The organism is Streptomyces sp. NPDC048295, assembly GCF_040652135.1.
Taxonomy (GTDB): Bacteria; Actinomycetota; Actinomycetes; order Streptomycetales; family Streptomycetaceae; genus Streptomyces.
Window position 1 is genome coordinate 202139 of the sequence record NZ_JBEZLL010000004.1, and the last position, 17665, is coordinate 219803.

A 17665-nucleotide genomic window follows, 5' to 3' on the forward strand; every position below is an offset into this window, starting at 1 on the left:
CCCTCCGGCGCGTTGCGGATCAGCCCTTGAGCCGGGCCATCCACTCCTCGACCTCGTCGGCCCGACGCGGCAGCTTGTCGGAGAGGTTCCGGTTGCCGTCCTCGGTGACGAGGATGTCGTCCTCGATCCGGACGCCGATGCCCCGGTACTCCTCGGGCACGGTCAGGTCGTCGGTCTGGAAGTACAGACCGGGCTCGACCGTGAGGCAGACACCGGGCTCCAGCGTTCCGTTGACGTACGTCTCGGTGCGCGCGGCGGCGCAGTCGTGGACGTCCATGCCGAGCATGTGACCGGTGCCGTGCAGCGTCCAGCGGCGCTGGAGTCCCAGCTCCAGGACCTTGTCCACGGACAGGTCGCCCAGCAGGCCCCACTCGACGAGCTTCTCGGTGAGCACCCGCTGCGCGGCGTCGTGGAAGTCGCGGTAGTCGGCACCGGGCCTGACGGCGGCGATGCCCGCCTCCTGGGCCTCGTACACGGCGTCGTAGATCTTCCGCTGGAGCGGCGTGAACGTGCCGTTGATCGGAAGGGTGCGGGTCACGTCGGCGGTGTAGAGGTCGTTGGTCTCCACGCCGGCGTCGAGCAGCAGCAGCTCGCCGGAGCGGACCGGGCCGTCGTTGCGCACCCAGTGCAGGGTGGTGGCGTGCGGGCCGGCCGCGCAGATCGAGCCGTAGCCGATGTCGTTGCCCTCGATGCGGGCACGGAGGAAGAAGGTGCCCTCGATGTAGCGCTCGCTCGTCGCCTCGGCCCTGTCGAGGACCTTCACGACGTCCTCGAAGCCGCGCGCGGTGGCGTCGCAGGCCTTCTCCAGCTCGGCGATCTCGAAGGCGTCCTTGACCAGGCGGGCCTCGGAGAGGAAGACGCGCAGCTCCTCGTCGCGCTCCGCGGTGACCTTGTCGGTCAGTGCGGCCTCGATGCCGGCGTCGTGGCCGCGGACGTTGCGGACCGGGCCGGTGGCCTCGGTCAGCGCGGCGGGGAGCTCGCGCACGTCCTTCGCCGGGATGCCCAGCAGCTGCTCGGCCTCGGCGAGGGAGTGGCGGCGGCCGACCCACAGCTCGCCCTGGCCGTCGAGCCAGAACTCGCCGTTCTCGCGGTTGGAGCGCGGCAGCAGGTGGATGGTCGCCTCGTGACCGTCCTCGGCCGGCTCCAGGACGAGGACGCCGTCCTGGGTCTGGTCGCCGGTGAGGTACGCGTACTCGGTGGAGGCGCGGAAGGCGTACTCGGTGTCATTGGAGCGGGTCTTCAGGTTGCCCGCGGGGATGACCAGCCGCTCACCGGGGAAGCGCGCGGAGAGTGCGGCGCGGCGGGCGGCCGTGTGCGCGGCCTGGGCGATCGGTTCGAGGCCGTGCAGCTCGGTATCGGCCCAACCGGACTTCATGTTCGCGGCGAGTTCATCGGAGACGCCCGGGTACAGGCCGTTCTTCCGCTGCTTGACCGTTTCTTCTTCCTCGGTCTCCGGGTTCTCCGGGGTGAGCTCCTCAGCCACGATTTGTCTCCTTGATACGACACTGGACCCCGTCCATCGTACGGGCGTACGGAAGGGGGCACAGGGCCGGAAGACCTGTTACACGGCCGGGCCCGGGAATCGCGCGGGGCGTCAGTCGAAACGCGCGGCCAGGACGACCACGTCCTCCGCGTCCTCGCCGCGGTCGAGTCCGTCCGGCAGGACGGTGCGCAGCACATGGTCGGCCACGGCTCCGGCGTCCTGGCGCATCGCCTTGGGCACGGAGGCGGCCGCGGAGTGGAGCCGGGCGAACGCCCGGTCCGTCGAGTCGCCGGTACGGCGCAGCAGTCCGTCGGTGCAGAGCAGTACGGTCTCGCCGGGCGCCGGGGTGATCTCCACGCTGGGCGCCTCCCAGCAGGCGAGCATGCCCAGCGGCGCGGAGACCGAGGTCTCGACGAACTCGGTCCGCCGGTCGCCGATCAGGAGCGGCGGCGTGTGGCCCGCGCCGGCCAGCAGGATCTTGCGCTCGGCCGGCTCGCAGTAGGCGAACAGCGCGGTCGCCGTGCGGGCCGGTTCGGTGAGCCGCAGCAGCAGTTCCAGATCGGAGAGCACGGCGACCGGGTCCTCGCCCTCCATCACCGCGTACGCCCGTAGCCCGGCCCGCAGCCGTCCCATGGCGGCCAGGGCGCTCGGCCCGGAGCCGTTCACCGAACCCACGGCGAGACCGAGCGCCCCCTCCGGCAGCGCCAGCGCGTCGTACCAGTCGCCGCCGCCCCGCGGCGCCCGGCGGTGGCGGGCGGCCAGCTGTACACCGGCGACCCGGGGCAGCCGGCTGGGCAGCAGCTCCTCCGTGATGGTGGCGACATCGGCCCTGGCCCGCTCCAGCTCCAGCAGCCTGGCCAGGTGTTCACCGGCGTACCCGGTGTAGAGGCCGGCGAGATGGCGCTGGCGTTCCAGTGGTTCGGCGGGTTCGTCGTACAGCCAGACGGCGGCGCCGAGCCTGCCGGTCGCCTCGGCGGTGATCGGTACGGCGTAGCTGGCGGCGTATCCGAGCCGGGCGGCGACTTCGCGGCGGCGGGGGTCCAGGCCGGTGTCGCCGGGCAGGTCGGGGGTGGTCAGCGCGCCTTCGGTGTCCGGGAGCCCTTCCAGGATCCGGCCGTAGGAGGTGGCGGTACGCGGCACCGTCTCGATCAGTCCGAGTTCGGCGTGGGCGAGCCCGAGGCCGGTGGTGCTGACGGGGCCGCGGCGGTCGGACGGTTCGAGGACGACAAGGCCGCGGCGGGCGCCGACCAGGGTGGCCCCGGCGTCCAGGAACTCATGGAGCGCGTCGTCGAGCGTGCCGGTTCCGGCCAGCCGCTCGGTGAGCTCGTGCAGCGTGGTGAGGTCGGAGACCCAGCCGGCGAGCCGGTCCTGGATGAAGGCTCCCGGGGCGGACGCCACTTCGGGCAGGGACCCGGCAGTGTGATCTGAAACCGGAACTGTGGGATTGATTCCAGCCACTTTCGGCAGGTGTGGGGCGCTCATGGTCGTCGGCTTTCCGACCAGTGCTTTCTGTCGAATAGCATCGCAAACCCCCATGTCATTCTGCGCCGCTATCAGTGCATCCGCATGTACACGTGCACCACATGTACACGCACAAGTGAGGCGATGTCCAGCATTGTCCCCACGGTAAATATGGTGTCCAAGAGACCGTCAAGTTGGCCAAAAATTGCACCCTGCGACGGGTATTTGCGGTCGACTGGGCGTGCTCGCCAGGGGGTGTTCTCGGGGTGAAGTCCTGGAGAGAGCGTCATCTCGGGCATGCTGGGTACGTAATCGATGAAGGCCAGGGGCAGTTCTGATCGCCCTGGAACCCGGCAGACGGCCCGGACGTCCTCTCTTGTGACGGCCACGCCCCCACCCCCGAGTGGCGGGGTTTGCACCTCGGGACAGCAGGCGCGATCTCTGCGCCGCTCCTCGCCATGCTGGTCCGGACCCGCTCGTCCGGACCCGTCTCGCACCGCTCGACCCGGCCAGGCCCATGCTCGGTACCGACGACCCACCCGTACCGCAGACTTGAAGAGCATGTACGCACAGTGAAGTGATGCACACGTACAGCAACTCACACGTGGTGTGATGTGGACCCTCGGCGTTCAACGGAAAGGAACGAGCGCTCATGCGCGAGATCCTCGGAAGGCGACGCAGGCTCCGGTTCCGGCGCAGGGGAAGGCCCGCCCGGCTCGACGCGGCCCTGACCTGTGCCACCGCATGGCAGTGGCCCGTGCTTCCCGGAGTGGGATCGGAGGCGGCCGGAGGCCGCGGGGGCCGCGGCCGTGGCTGCGCCTGTCCCGATCCCGAGTGCGCCGTGCCCGGCGCACACCCCTTCGATCCCGGTCTCCTCGCGGCGACCACCGACGAGCGCATGGTGCGCTGGTGGTGGGCCAACCGGCCCACCGCTCCGATCCTCCTGGCCACCGGTGGGCGCGCCCCGTGCGCGCTGAGCCTGCCGGCCGTGGCCGCTGCCCGGGCGCTCGTCGAGCTGGACCGGATGGGCGTACGGCTCGGACCCGTGGTGGCGACGCCCACCCGGTGGTCCCTGCTGGTCGCCCCGTACGACCTCGAACGGCTCGGTGAGCTGCTGTACGCCCAGGACTGGGTGCCCAGTTCGCTGCGTTTCCACGGCGAGGGCGGCTATCTCGTCCTTCCGCCGTCCGAGGTGGGGGCGGGGCAGGTGCGCTGGGAGCGGGCTCCTTCGCCGGAACCCGGGCCGCGTCCGCGCGGAGGCGGCCCGGCCGCGGCAGCCGCCGCGCCGTGGCTGCCGGACGTGGGCGTGGTGCTGGACGCGCTGGTCGAGGCGAGCAGCGGCGCCCCGGACGGCGGCAGCCGGCTGGCGTATTGACGGGACGGTGGTGGGCGATGGCGGGCGCGCGGCGTGCCCGCCATCGGAGCAATGGGGCGAGCCGTCCGGTCCCGCATTCCGTCGGAATCTCCGGCGGACCGTCAGAAACGCATGCGAAGTCGACGGACGGGCTCACGCGATTGGCCGGGTGATCGATATCCGGAGTTCGTTATCCGGGTGGCGGGTCCGGGCTTCGGCGGTGATCCGGATGTGATCCTTGTGCGATCCCGGTCCATCTCGCGCAATGCAAAGCCTGCCGCTGCAAAGTCCGGCGGCGGAAGGCTTTCTGGTGGCCTTTCCGGAGCACCCGGGGGCGATTTATCGAATATGCATTCGAGTGAGTTCAGGGCGGGATATTCCGTGGAGATCTTCCGGGTCCCGGCATCTGTCCGGGGCCGGTCGGGTCCCGCCCCGGCTCGCCGACGCGGCGGGTGTCGGGGCTCCGGTGGTGGTCGGAGTGCGTGCCAGGGTGCCGGTGGCGGCGGGACGGTCATGGGCCCGCAGTGCCCGATGAGGCGGGGGCGTACCGGCGAGGGGCTCGTGCGCGGGCTCGTGCGCCGCGTTGCGCGCTGTGCGCCGTATCCGGAAATGAGGATGCCCGATCGCTGGCGACGGGGGATGCACCAGCGACCGGGCTTCTAGAACGGTAACAAGAGATCTGCCGTTCGCAAATTCGATCTCGCGTATTCGGACAGGGATTTACCTGCGAGTACTGCGAGTTGTGACGCGAGTCACCCGATGGGTCCGATGGGCCCGGGGGTTGTCACTGTCAGCTGAGTGTCACCTGGCGGTTGGTGAGACCGCCGCGCGCCCGCCGTTCCTCCGCGGTGAGCGGTGCGTCCGAGGCGAGCGCCCCGGCCAGCCGCTCCGCGAATTCGGCCGCGGGCTTTTCGCACTCCTCGGCACCCATCCCGCTCGGCAGGTCCCAGACCGGGACCATCAGCCCGTGCGCCCGGAAGGAGCCGACCAGCCTGGTGCCTTCGCCCAGCGAGGAGGTGCCGGCGGCGTGCAGCCGGGCGAGCGCGTCCAGGAGCTGCTCCTCGGCGTGCGGCATGACCCAGCGCAGGTGGTTCTTCTCCGGGGTCTCGCACCAGTAGGCGGCGTCCACACCGGTGAGCCGCGTCGTCGGGATCGCCGCCTCGTTCGCGCGCTCCAGGGAGGCGGACACCTCGGGCGCGGCGTTCTCCGCGTCCGGGACCCAGAACTCGAAGCCGGAGTGGACGACGGGCTCGAACGCCGCGCCGGGGTCGAGCACGTCCTGCAGCCGCGGAGCGTCGGCCGGCACACGCTGCGCCGCCACCGGCGAACCGGGATCCGCTTCCAGCGCCCGCCGCAGGATGTCCGCGAGGTCCCGGCTGAGGTCACCGGAGGGGGTGTCGTTCTGCAGGGCGAGCAGCACCGAACCGTCGTCGCGGCGCAGCGCCGGCCAGGCCATCGGCAGGACGGTCGCGAGCGTCACCGAGGGCACGCCCTCGGGCAGCCCGCCCTTCAGCGTCAGCTCGACCGTGGCGGCGGGCACCAGTTCGCGCAGCGCGACCCAGTCGCACTCGCCGGCCAGACCCTCGAAGGGGCGGTGGACGAGCTCGGTCACGGCCTGGGCGGCGGCGCGGCCGTGGCAGGCCTTGTAGCGGCGGCCCGAACCGCACGGGCAGGGCTCGCGAGCCCCGACCACCGGGATCTCGCCGTCCTTGAGTTGCTGCTTCCCGGCCTTGGTCTGAGGGCGCTTCTTGGCCATGGTGGGCTTTCTCCCGTTTGCGACAGTGCGGTCTGGGCCGCGAGCCTAGCCGCCCCTGTCGCGTGTGGGACACATGCGCCCGCACGTCCGGTGGTACGGAGTGCGGAACGCACCGTTCCGCGCGAACAAGCCCCGATGCCCCGGCGAGGCTGATGGCAGATGCCCGATGCCCCGACGATGCCGTGACCGTGACCGTCATCCCGCCACCACCACCGCCACCGCCACCGCTGCCGGTGTCCGTGCCGGAAGGTCAGCCCACGTCGTCGAAGGCGTCTGCGAAGCCGAGCCCGTCGAGCGACACGCCCGCCCCGGACAAGCCCGCCCCGGACACGGACGATCTCGAAACGGCCGATCTCGAAACGGCCGGTGAGGCTGGTCTGCCCGGCACCCCGGACACCGTCCCGTGCCCCTCGTTGACGAGGACCCAGACGGTCACTTCACCGGACGAGCTGTCGCGTACGCCCCACTCGTCGGCGAGCGCGTTGATGATGTTGAGCCCGCGACCGCCGCGCGCCGTCACCGACGGTGTGGCCGGAACCGGACGGGTCGGCCCGCCGCCGTCCGTCACTTCGACGGTCAGCCCGCCCTTTCTGTCGACCCGCCATGCGGCGCGGACGTCGCCGTCACCCACATCGGTGTGCCGGCCCAGCGGCCTGCCGTGCCGGCAGGCGTTGCTGAGCAGTTCGGAAAGAATCAGTACAGCATCGTCGACGACCGAATCCGACACCCCGTGGCTGCGCAACTGCTCGCGCATCCGGTGCCGCGCCTGGCCCACGCCCGCAGGGCCATGGGGAACGGCCATGCTCGACGACGTGGGCACTTCCTGTGCCACCACCAACGCCACCCCCGAGACCTCCTTTGCCCCACGCCACGGAGTGGATGCCCTCCTGGACTGGACCGGAAACCGGCCAGTGGACTGCCGGTGACGCACTCGTAACGATCGAATACGGTTCGAATGCGCCGGTGCACTCCGTGTAACTGATGTTAAGAGCGTCCCAGTTGTGACAGAACCTGTTTCGGGCGGTTCGTGATGATTGCTTCGACCCCCAGATCGACGCAGAGCTGGACGTCCTCCGGTTCGTTCACCGTCCAGACATGGACGCGGTGCCCCGCGCGGTGCAGCCGTTCGATGTATCCGGGGTGGTTGCGTACGATCCGCATCCCTGGCCCCGCGATCCGCGACCCGGCCGGCAGCCGCCCGTCGCGCAGCCGTGGCGAGACGAACTGCATCAGATACACGGTGGGCAGGGTGGGGGCCGCTGCCTGGACGCGGTGCAGGGAGCGCGCCGAGAAGCTCATGATGCGTACCGGGGACGGGCCGCCGGCCGGCGGGGCGTCGAGCTCGAACTGTTTGAGCAGATGCAGCAGCCGCTCCTCCACCTGGCCCGCCCAGCGGGTGGGGTGCTTGGTCTCGATGGCCAGCTGGAGCGGGCGCCCGGCGGCCCGGGTCTCGACGACGAGTTCGAGCAGCCGTTCCAGGGTGAGTACGGAGGTGAGCTCCCCCGGCACCGGATCCCAGTCCGGGGACTCCGACTCCTCGCGGTCCTTCCAGGAGCCGAAGTCGAGGGCGGCGAGCGCGGAGAGCTCCAGGGCGGAGACGGCGCCGCGGCCGTTGGAGGTGCGGTTCACCCGGCGGTCGTGTACGCATACGAGGTGGCCGTCGGCGGTGAGCCGTACGTCGCACTCCAGGGCGTCGGCGCCGTCCTCGATCGCTTTCCGGTACGCGGCCAGGGTGTGCTCGGGGGCGTCGTCGGAGGCGCCCCGGTGTGCGACGACCTGGGCGGGACGGTGCGTGGATTGCTGTCGTGCGTGGGTCACCGATTCATCGTGTCACCGCCGGGCGGCCACTGTGCACTCGTCGCGGGACGGATCCGCGTACCCCTGCGCCGTGCGTGTGCCGCCCCCGCGCCGCGTACTGCGCCGCGTACTGCGGTGCGTCTTGCACCGGGGGATCGTTTTGCCCGATGTAAAGATTGGTGTGCGGATGCACAGGTCCTGCTTACAGTGGCCTGACGGGCCTTGAGAAAAGCTGTCACCGGACACGTGCACAGCGGATCTCTTGCCGAACATTGATGTGGAACCGAGGAGTAAAGAGCTGTGAGCACAGAGAACGAGGGCAACGAGGGCACTGCGGCCGAGGCCGCTCCGTCCGTTCCGTCCGTACCTCCCGTGCCGGCCGACGCTCCTCAGGGGTCTCCCGAGAGCGCGCCCGCGCCGGCCCCCGCCCCGGCGGAGGAACCGACGACCCAGGCCACCACGCCCATGGCTTCCGTCCCGGCGACGCCTCCCCACGCACCGCACACTCCGCACGCACCCCAGGCGCCCCACGGACCCCAGTCGGCCGCCGAGGCCAACTGGCCGCCGCCCCCCGCAGTGCCCGCGTACGCCTCCCACGGTGCGAGCGGCGGCGGTGGCGGTCCGGTCTGGGGCGCCCCGCCCCCGCCCCAGCCGTACGGTCCCGACGCCCCGCGACGCAAGCGGGGCATGGGCGGCCTGGTGGCGGCGGTGGCCGCCGCGGCGCTGGTCGCCGGCGGCATCGGCGGCGCCCTCGGCTACTGGGCGGCCGACCGCAACACCTCCGGCTCGACCACGGTCTCGGCCTCCGTCAACCCGCAGGACCTCAAGCGCGACCCCGGCACGGTCGCGGGCGTGGCGGCCAAGGCGCTGCCCAGCGTGGTCACGATCGACGCGCAGGGCGGCGACGGCGAGGGCGGTACGGGCACCGGCTTCGTGTACGACAAGGAGGGCCACATCCTCACGAACAACCACGTGGTGGCCTCCGCGGCGGACAGCGGCCAGCTCACGGCGACGTTCTCCGACGGCAAGAAGTACGGTGCCGAGGTCGTCGGCCGGGCGCAGGGCTACGACGTCGCCGTGCTGAAGCTGAAGAACCCGCCGTCGGGGCTCACCCCGCTGGCCCTCGGCAATTCGGACCAGGTCGCGGTCGGTGACTCCACGATCGCGATCGGCGCCCCGTTCGGCCTGTCCAACACGGTCACCACGGGCATCATCAGCGCGAAGAACCGCCCGGTCGCCTCCGGCGACGGTTCCGGCGGCAGCAACTCGTACATGAGCGCCCTGCAGACCGACGCCTCGATCAACCCGGGCAACTCCGGCGGTCCGTTGCTCGATGCGCGCGGCGCGGTCATCGGCATCAACTCCGCCATCCAGTCGACCGGCAGCAGTGTCGGCCAGACGCAGGCGGGCTCCATCGGCCTCGGCTTCGCGATCCCGATCAACCAGGCGACCAACGTCGCCCAGCAGCTGATCAAGACCGGCAAGCCGGTCTACCCGGTGATCGGCGCCACGGTCACCATGGACGAGAAGACCGGCGGCGCGGTCATCTCCGACCGGGGCGCCGGCGGCACGCAGGCCGTGTCGAAGGACGGCCCCGCGGACCGGGCGGGCCTCAGGGCGGGCGATGTCATCACGAAGTTCAACGACACCGTGATCGACAGCGGCCCGACCCTGATCGGCGAGATCTGGACCCACAAGCCCGGCGACCACGTGACGCTGACCTACGAGCGCGACGGCCGGACGGCGACGGCCGAGGTCACCCTCGGGGAGCGCAGCGGCGACAACTGACCGGCCGATCGGCCACAGCACCCGGTGCCGGGAGGGCCCCGCACCCGCGGGGCCCTCCCGCGCATCCGGACGACGGCCGACTACCGGTACGCTGTAGGCGCTCCGTCACAGGTGGACGGAGCAGGGGTGGGTTGCCCGAGCGGCCTAAGGGAACGGTCTTGAAAACCGTCGTGGCAGCGATGTCACCGTGGGTTCAAATCCCACACCCACCGCCCAGGTTGAAGGCCCCCGACCAGCAACATCGGCCGGGGGCCTTCGCCATGCACGTTGCCCGCCGGTGGCCGCGACTCCCCGCGACTCCCCGTGACTCCCCGGTCCGTCGGGCACGGGCGGGGCACGCTCGTGGAGAGGCGGTGGACATACTGACCGCATGACCGCACAGCCACAGGTCGGCTCCGTCCGGGCTCGTCGCTTCCCGGATGCTCCGCAGCACGACTTCTGCTTCCGGGTGACCGGGGTGTTCACCGCGGGCGATGTCACCTGTGTCGAGACCGAGCAGCTGGAGAGCGGGGGACTCGGCAGGGGGCGGCTCGAACACGTCCTTGAGTACGCGGAGCCCGTCGACGGCTAGCCCCTCCACGTCGTCGACACCGGACGCAGGCCCCCTCGACCCACCGCTTTCCCCGGCTCCGCAACGCTCGCCACGCTCCGTCCGGCACCCGCGAACGGTGACCCGTCCATCCGGGAGTCCGGGCGCCCTCGCCGGAGGCATGTCCTGAAGCCGCGGCCGGGCATGCGGGTGAGGTGGCCTCTGCCGACCCCCGCACGGTGCCGAGCGGAGCGGTACGGCAAGCACTCGGCGGATCCGTCGCGGGCGGCGGAGCCTGCCGGGGACCGTCGGTCCGGCTCACGGGGCGGAACGGGGTGCCGGCCGTCTCGAATCGATCTTCGCGAAGATTTCACTTCGTGTGCAACCTTTCACGTTCGCCCCAGGTCTGGTCTGTCGGGTCAGCAGACCCACAGAGCAGAGTTGGGGAACAAATGCGTGTTCGTGCCACTGTTGCCGCCGTCTCCGGCGCCCTGGCCCTGTCCGCCCTCGCCGTGCCGGTCTCTCAGGCGAGCAGCCCTTCCTCCGCGCTGACGCGGGCGAACGCCGACCCGGTGATCAGCAAGGTCGTTGTCAACGGTGGAAAGCCGATCGTGCTCGGTACCACTGCCACCAAGAAGGTGACGGTCTCCGTCACCGCGTCCCACTCCTCGGGTATCGACGACGCTCTTTCCTACGTCTGGCGGGGCCGTGACAGCAACCCGAACCTGTATGGCTTCGGGTTCCACCCGGACGCGGAGAGGGCCAAGTGCAAGGCGGCGAACGCCACGACCTCGATCTGCACCCTCACCATCACGGTCGATCCCGGATACCTGTGGAACACCAACGCCACGAACTGGCGGGTCTACGCGGGCGCATGGGGCAAGGACGGGAGCTTCACGGAGAGGGACACGTTCTCCTCGGTCAGGTTCCAGCGGCTGTCGCGGCTGACGGTCAACGCCTCCCCGGAGCCCGTGAAGAAGGGCGGCACCATCACGGTCACGGGCAAGCTGGACCGGGCCAACTGGGACACCCGTAAGTACGCGGGCTACGCGTCCCAGTCGGTCGGACTCCAGTTCCGGAAGAAGAACAGCAGCGCATACACCACCGTCAAAACGGTGAAGGGGTCCAGCACCGGAACGCTGAGGACCACGGTCAAGGCGGTGGAGGACGGCTACTGGCGCTGGAGCTTCGCCGGTACGGCCTCGACTCCCGCCGTCAACGCCACCGGTGACTTCGTCGACGTGAAGTAGTCCCGCAGCGCGCGGTGGCGAGAGAACCGAAGGGCCCGGCAGACCGGGCCCTTCGGCGTTTCCGCGAAGGGGCGTTTCCGTTGGCCTCCAGATCGTCCAGGAGGACCACTCCCACCACGCACCGCAGATGAACGCCCCCGACCGGAATGCCGGTCGAGGGTCGTTGCGCTGCGCGTTGTCCGTGTATGGGTGGCGCTGCGGTACGCACTGTTCCGGACGGACTGGGGAAGATCGGGGGCCCCGAGCGGGTGTGACCCAAGTCCCGTTTATCCGGGGGGTGTTCGCTGACCAGCGGTGCAGTAGTGACGGCCGGTACGGCCGGTCGATCGGCATGGATCGATACCAGCCATTTACGCCGGTGACACGGGCTGTGGGTGACGATTTTTGTCGCGGGATGTGGCACCACGTGGTGGCCCCTCCTACTAGATTGTCAAAGCACCACGAGACCGATCATGATTTGCGCTCCATCGATCATCAACTGCCATTTGGTAGTCCGTCACTACGAAGAACCCTGGTGAACACCATGTCCAGGCAGGCTGTCGGACCGCACCACCGCGCACGGCCGGGCTGACAGTGCTGGACGGCCGCGACGTTCGCAGTTGTTCCTGACCTGATCCGGTTGTCCGGGGGCCCCCACGTTCCCGGCCGAGAGTATGAGGCACGTTCTGTGAAGGTTCGTACGAAGCGGTCGGCCACCTTGATCTGCGGGGGACTGGCGGCGGTGCTGTTGGCGGGTTGCGGCTCCGAGGACCAGATCTGGCCGTTCGAGAGCAAGGACACGATGGTCGTCGGGATGTCCGACGGCATCCTGGCGACGGATCCGGCCGCGGGGTACGACCCGGGCTCCTGGCTGCTGTTCAACAACGTCTTCCAGTCGCTGATGAGCTTCCCGCCCGGGGGTTCCATACCGGTGCCGGAGGCCGCCGACGAGTGCGGATTCTCGGACGGCAGCAAGACCTATACCTGCACCCTGCGCGACGGGCTGAAGTTCAGCAACGGCCACAGCCTCACCTCGGCGGACGTCAAGTACTCCTTCGACCGGGCGATCAAGATCAACGACCCGGCGGGCCCCGCGCCGCTGCTCTCCACCATCTCGTCGATCAGCACCCCGGACGACAAGACCGTCGTGTTCCGGCTCAAGGTGCCCGACGCGACGTTTCCCAGCAAGATCGCATCGGGTGCCGGCTCCATCGTGGACCGCCGGGTGTACCCCAAGGACAGTCTGCTCAAGGGCGGAAAAACGGTCGGCTCCGGTCCTTATAAGCTGGACTCCATAGACAAGTCGGAGGCCGAATTCTCGGTCTATTCCGGCTATCACGGCACCGCCGAGGTGAAGAACTCCGGTGTGACGATGAAGCTTTTCCAGGGTGACCAGCAGGCGCTCAAGACCGCTCTGGAGAAGGGCGACGTCGATATCGCGTACCGCGGTCTCACCGCGAAGACGATAGCCGCCCTGGACACCTCGCCCACCGCCGAGAAGGACGGCCTCGACGTCGTCCAGGGCAGCAGCGCGGAAGTCCAGCACATGGTCTTCAACGTTTCCGACCCGGTGGTCGGCAAGCTCGCCGTGCGCAAGGCGATGGCCTACCTCATCGACCGGTACGCCCTGGTCAGCAAGGTCTACCAGTCCACGGCGACTCCGCTCTACTCGATCGTCCCGGTCGGCATCACCGGGCACGGCAACTCCTTCTTCAATACGTACGGGGACAGCCCGCAGCCGCAGAAGGCGAAGGAAGTCCTGAGGGAATCCGGAATCACCGACAAGGTCCGCATCACCCTCTGGTCCACGCCGAGCCGGTACGGCCCCGCCACCGATGACGAACTCCAGACCATCGCGGACCAGTTGAACGAGAGCGGGCTCTTCGACGCCAGCATGAGGTCCGTCCCCTTCAACGAATACGAGAAGGGCATCTCGGAGGGCAAGTACGGCGTCTACGTGAAGGGATGGGTGCCGGACTATCCCGACCCCGACAACTTCACCCAGCCGTTCTTCGGCGAGGGCAATGTCCTGTCGAACAATTACGAGAACCACGACATCATCAAGCAGATCATCCCGCAGACCTCGTCCATGACCGACCGCTCGAACACCCGGACGCCGTTCATCAAGCTCCAGGACATCGTGGCGCGTCAGCTGCCGCTCCTGCCGCTCTGGCAGGGCAAGCAGTACGCGGTCGCCAAGGACAACGTCCGGGGTCTGCAGAACTGTCTGGACACCTCGACCGTCTTCCGGTTCTGGGAACTCAGCACCGCCGGCTAGGGGCTTGATCCGCCGGACGGGCTGCCGGGCGGGCCGCCGGGCTCGTCCGGTGCGGCTGTGGTGAGACGGGCGGCCGACGCGATCGTGGCGCGCGCCTCGTGCTCGGTGAGGCCGGTGCGGACGGCGGCGTGGGCGAGGGCGTCGGCCAGGGCGTCGCCGTAGCCGTGTTCGTAGGCGCGGCAGGCCGCCCAGAAGAGCCGGGCGTTGCGCTCGCCCTCGCGTGCCGCGAGCACGAAGCGGACCAGACCGCGGCCCCGGTCGGGCCGGCCCGGGCGGACCGGGCGACGCGCGGGAGGCAGGAGCAGGCGCAGGAGAGCGCGGGGGCAGGGCGCCGGAGGCAGGTGGGCGGTGCCCGGGGCGACCCGGTAGCGGCCGTGCGCGGTGACCGAGCCGGGGCCCACCAGATAGCCGCCGGTGCCGCGGATGTCGATTCCGGGAGCGAGGCGGCTCGCGGAGTTCGGTACGGGGACGCCGGGCGGGCCGGTCAGCCAGATGTGCCGCCCTCCGCTGGGGGTGAGGACCACGACGGTCGGCGGGATCGTGAACAGGTGGTGCAGGGCCAGCCGCCGGAGCGCTGCGGCGGAGTCGTCGCTGCCGCCGGCGTCGATGTCCAGGTCGATGCCGATGAGGTGGTGCGGGGGGCGCCCGCAGGCGATGCCGTAGCCGGTGGCCCAGGGGGCGGCGGCGAAGAGAGCACGTACGGCGGCCGGGTCGGTGGTGGCGTCGTGGACGCCGTGACCGGGAAGGCCGCACGCGCCCCGGCAGGTGGACCGGTGTTTGTCGTCCCGGTGCGGAGAGGGCAGCGCGGGGAGCTTGCGGGCGGTCAGCGGGATGACGGGGAGCCCGCGCTCGGCTGCGGAGAGCGCGTGGGCGAGGGCCAGGGTGGCGGTCCGCCGGTCGGTGATGGCCATGGTTCCATTTTCGTTCAGGTGTTCGAAAAGGGGAAGGGGGCGTGGTCCGGGCGGGCCGGGTGCCGGAACGCTTCTTCCCTCTCGGTGGGGGGCTCGGGTGGCCGGGCGGTCCCGTGCGGGGGGCGTACGGGGCGTGAGCTGGGGCTTCTGGGGAGCGCAGAGGTTTACCGGCGCTTCCTCACGCCTGCGGGGGAATCGGGTCGCACGGGTGGTTCACCGGGGAATCGGCGGGCAACTCTGGTCTCGCGACGTCGTGACCAACACCGGGGCGGTCGGCCAACTGCCTCGGACAAGCCGTACTTCCGGTTCCTGGAGGAATTGACATGGCAAGCATCCGTACCGCTCGCGCTCTCGCCGCTGTTGCCGCCCTGCCCCTCGCCGCCGCGCTCTTCGGCGGTGTGGCCCAGGCCGACAACGGCTCGTACGCGAACGACGGATCGAACGCGGCCGTTGCGACGGTCGTCGGCAGCGGTGTCGGCGGCAACAACACCGGCAACTCGTCCACGTCCCAGCAGCAGGCCGCCGGCTCCGGGGCGTCGAACCAGAGCAACTCCGCGCAGGTGAACGGCTCGGCGTTCACGGTGATCGACCAGCACAGCGACAACGTCGCGGTGAACTTCACCAACCTCTGGTGAGCCGTGGCCGGTCATGGGCCGGTCGGGGGGCCGGGCCAGGGTCGGCGGGAACAGCGGTCCGCGCAAGGGCATTCGGTGCCCTCGCGCGGGCCGTTTCGCGTTGCGGGAGGTGTGGGGGCGGGGATGTGGCCGGGCGTCGGTGACCTTGACAGGGATCCGTATCTGACGGACAGTCAGAAATCCTGATCCGTAAGCCCCGTGTCCGGGAGGCAGCCGCCGTGCACCTCGCCCAGACGGAACGCCAGCGACAGCTGCGCGCCGAACTCCGCACGTATTTCCGCGAGGTGGTGCCCGGGAGGGAGGCGGGCACGGCCCCGGGGGACGGGGATCCGGCCGTGCAACGGCGCGTGCTGCGCAGGATCGGCGCCGACGGGATGCTCGGGCTCGGCTGGCCCGTCGAGTACGGCGGCCGGGGACGCGGTGCCGACGAGCAGTTCATCTTCTTCGACGAGGCGTACCGGGCGGGCGCACCCGTCTCGATGGTCACCCTCAACACCGTCGGCCCGACGCTCATGAAGTACGGGACCGACGAACAGAAGGCGTACTTCCTGCCCAGGATCCTCAGCGGCGAGCTCGTCTTCGCCATCGGCTACAGCGAACCCGAGGCCGGTACGGATCTCGCCTCGATGCGCACCAGGGCGGTGCGGGAGAGCGGGGGCACCCGGGGCCCGGATGGCGGCGAGGGCGGCGGTCACTGGGTGATCGACGGGCAGAAGATCTTCACCAGCAACGCCCAGAACGCGGACTGGATCTGGCTCGCCTGCCGTACGGACCCGGACGCGCCCAAGCATCAGGGCATCTCGATCGTCCTCGTCCCGACCGAGGCCCCCGGCTTCTCCTGGACGCCGATCGAGACCGTGGGCGGGCTCACGACGACGGCCACGTACTACGACGGGATCCGGGTGCCCGCCACCAACCTGGTGGGTCCGGAGAACGGCGGCTGGGGGCTGATCACCAACCAGCTGAACCACGAACGGGTGGCCCTCGCCGCGATCGGGATGCAGGCCGAGGACTTCTACGACGCGGCCCTCGCCCACGCCCGCACCCCCGACCCCGTGACGGGCGGTCGCCCGGCCGACGAGCCGTGGGTGCGCGCCCGGCTGGCCGAGGCGCATGCCCGGCTGGCGGCGACGCGCCTGCTCAACTGGCGCCTGGTGGGGGATGTCGGGGCGGGTTCGCCGGCCCCGGGCGAGGCGAGCGGGGTGAAGTTCGCGGGGACCGAGAGCGCCGTCGAGGTGTACCGGATGTGCCAGGAGATCACCGGGGAGGCGGCCCTGGTCCGGGGCGGTTCGCCCGGCTGCTTCGGGGACGGGGAGCTGGAGCGGATGAACCGGGCGGCGCAGATCAACACCTTCGGGGGCGGGGTCAGCGAGGTGCAGCGGGAGATCGTCGCGACGATGCGGCTCGGCATGAAGAGGGGCAGGCGGTGACGGCCGTGCGGGAGGGGCGGAAAGGGCCCGAGGGGCGGGAGGCGTCGGAGGTGCGACAGATACCCGAGGAGCGGCGGCAGGCGTCCGGGGAGCCGGACGGGCTGTACGGGCGGCTCAAGGCGTTCGAGGGGCGGGCGGCCGCCACCGCGGGCACCGGCAAGGACCCGGTCAACGAGCCGATGATCAGACACTGGTGCGAGGCGATGGGGGACACGAACCCGGCGTACTCGGGGCCGGAGGCGATCGCCCCGCCGACGATGCTCCAGGCGTGGACGATGGGCGGCCTGTCGGGGCACACCGACCGCTCCGCGGCGTACGAGGAACTCTTCGGCCTGCTCGACGGCGCGGGCTGCACCTCGGTGGTCGCCACCGACTGCGAGCAGGAGTACCTGCGGCCGCTGCGGCCCGGGGACCGGATCACGTTCGACGCGGTCATCGAATCCGTATCGGAGCGCAAGACCACCAAGCTCGGCACGGGCTATTTCGTCACCACCCGCATGGATGTCCGGGCGGACGGGGAACTCGCCGGGACGCACCGCTTCCGGATCCTCAAGTACGCCCCGGCGGCGCCGAAACGGGCGGCGCGCGACGGCGGCCGGAAGCTGCGCCCGAGGCCGGTGATCAACCGGGACAACGCCGGGTTCTGGCAGGGCGTCGCCGAGCACCGGCTGCTGATCCAGCGCTGCGGCGACTGCGCCACGCTGCGCTTCCCCTGGCTGCCCGGCTGCAACGCGTGCGGCTGCCAGGAGTGGGACACGGTCGAGGCGAGCGGCGAGGGCACCGTCTTCAGCCATGTGGTGATGCACCACCCGCCCTTCCCCGCCTTCGGCGCCGACGGCGCGGGCGGGCCCTACGCAGTGGCGCTGATCGAGCTGACGGAGGGGGTGCGGATGGTCAGCAACGTCATCGGCGTGCCGTGCGACAAGGTCCGGACAGGCATGCCGGTGCGGCTGGAATTCCTGCGTACGGACGACGAGTTGGAGCTTCCGGTCTTCCGGGGAGGCGAGGGCTGAG

General features: G+C 70.5%; 14 protein-coding genes and 1 tRNA gene. 9 read left to right on the top strand and 6 right to left on the bottom strand.

The features are described 5' to 3' along the window. Positions 1–19: 19 nt before the first annotated feature. Both AB0D53_RS07550 and AB0D53_RS07555 read right to left on the bottom strand, forming a co-directional pair. Positions 20–1483, bottom strand: coding sequence for an aminopeptidase P family protein (locus AB0D53_RS07550; RefSeq protein WP_362441501.1), 1464 nt, complete (start codon positions 1481–1483; stop codon positions 20–22). A 111-nt stretch (positions 1484–1594) separates the two neighbouring features. Beyond that, a complete protein-coding gene (locus AB0D53_RS07555; protein ID WP_362441504.1) occupies positions 1595–2965 on the bottom strand; it encodes a PP2C family protein-serine/threonine phosphatase in 1371 nt (456 codons plus the stop codon). A 631-nt stretch (positions 2966–3596) separates the two neighbouring features. Between AB0D53_RS07555 and AB0D53_RS07560 the strand changes: the two genes are divergently transcribed. Next, positions 3597–4319 (top strand): bifunctional DNA primase/polymerase, encoded by a 723-nt coding sequence (locus tag AB0D53_RS07560; protein ID WP_362441507.1) that lies wholly within the window; start codon positions 3597–3599, stop codon positions 4317–4319. Positions 4320–5088: 769 nt separating this feature from the next. Here the strand turns inward: AB0D53_RS07560 and AB0D53_RS07565 are convergent. The 3 genes from AB0D53_RS07565 to AB0D53_RS07575 form a co-directional block, all read right to left on the bottom strand. Beyond that, a complete protein-coding gene (locus tag AB0D53_RS07565; RefSeq protein ID WP_362441509.1) occupies positions 5089–6054 on the bottom strand; it encodes a DUF5926 family protein in 966 nt (321 codons plus the stop codon). Between the two features lie 250 nt (positions 6055–6304). After that, complete coding sequence (locus tag AB0D53_RS07570; protein ID WP_362441512.1) at positions 6305–6985, bottom strand: ATP-binding protein; 681 nt, start codon at positions 6983–6985, stop codon at positions 6305–6307. Between the two features lie 53 nt (positions 6986–7038). Then, a complete protein-coding gene (locus AB0D53_RS07575; RefSeq protein ID WP_362441515.1) occupies positions 7039–7872 on the bottom strand; it encodes a glycerophosphodiester phosphodiesterase in 834 nt (277 codons plus the stop codon). A gap of 279 nt (positions 7873–8151) precedes the next feature. Here AB0D53_RS07575 and AB0D53_RS07580 point away from each other — a divergent pair, with 279 nt between their 5' ends. The 5 genes from AB0D53_RS07580 (at position 8152) to AB0D53_RS07600 (ending at position 13675) form a co-directional block, all read left to right on the top strand. Next, a complete protein-coding gene (locus AB0D53_RS07580; protein WP_362441518.1) occupies positions 8152–9639 on the top strand; it encodes a trypsin-like peptidase domain-containing protein in 1488 nt (495 codons plus the stop codon). 125 nt (positions 9640–9764) lie between these two features. Then, a tRNA-Ser gene (locus AB0D53_RS07585) sits at positions 9765–9851 on the top strand. 158 nt (positions 9852–10009) lie between these two features. Continuing rightward, on the top strand, positions 10010–10210 hold the full coding sequence (locus AB0D53_RS07590; RefSeq protein ID WP_362441521.1) for a hypothetical protein: 201 nt from the start codon (positions 10010–10012) through the stop codon (positions 10208–10210). A 410-nt stretch (positions 10211–10620) separates the two neighbouring features. After that, positions 10621–11418, top strand: a complete 798-nt coding sequence (locus AB0D53_RS07595; protein ID WP_362441524.1) for a DUF5707 domain-containing protein — start codon at positions 10621–10623, stop codon at positions 11416–11418. A 667-nt stretch (positions 11419–12085) separates the two neighbouring features. Further along, the gene (locus tag AB0D53_RS07600; protein WP_362441527.1) at positions 12086–13675 is read left to right on the top strand and encodes an ABC transporter substrate-binding protein; all 1590 of its coding nucleotides are present in this window, start codon (positions 12086–12088) and stop codon (positions 13673–13675) included. On the opposite strand, the gene AB0D53_RS07605 is transcribed toward AB0D53_RS07600, so the two are convergent. Further along, the gene (locus tag AB0D53_RS07605; protein ID WP_362441530.1) at positions 13672–14586 is read right to left on the bottom strand and encodes a bifunctional DNA primase/polymerase; all 915 of its coding nucleotides are present in this window, start codon (positions 14584–14586) and stop codon (positions 13672–13674) included. The two genes, AB0D53_RS07600 and AB0D53_RS07605, sit on opposite strands and share 4 nt — an antisense overlap. Positions 14587–14909: 323 nt before the next feature. On the opposite strand from AB0D53_RS07605, the gene AB0D53_RS07610 reads away from it, so the two are divergent. The 3 genes from AB0D53_RS07610 to AB0D53_RS07620 all read left to right on the top strand — a co-directional run bounded on the left by AB0D53_RS07610 (position 14910) and on the right by AB0D53_RS07620 (position 17664). Next, complete coding sequence (locus AB0D53_RS07610) at positions 14910–15221, top strand: hypothetical protein (protein WP_362441533.1); 312 nt, start codon at positions 14910–14912, stop codon at positions 15219–15221. 218 nt (positions 15222–15439) lie between these two features. Then, positions 15440–16651 (top strand): acyl-CoA dehydrogenase family protein, encoded by a 1212-nt coding sequence (locus tag AB0D53_RS07615; RefSeq protein ID WP_362441536.1) that lies wholly within the window; start codon positions 15440–15442, stop codon positions 16649–16651. Between the two features lie 50 nt (positions 16652–16701). Beyond that, positions 16702–17664 (top strand): OB-fold domain-containing protein, encoded by a 963-nt coding sequence (locus tag AB0D53_RS07620; protein WP_362441539.1) that lies wholly within the window; start codon positions 16702–16704, stop codon positions 17662–17664. Position 17665: the final 1 nt, after the last annotated feature.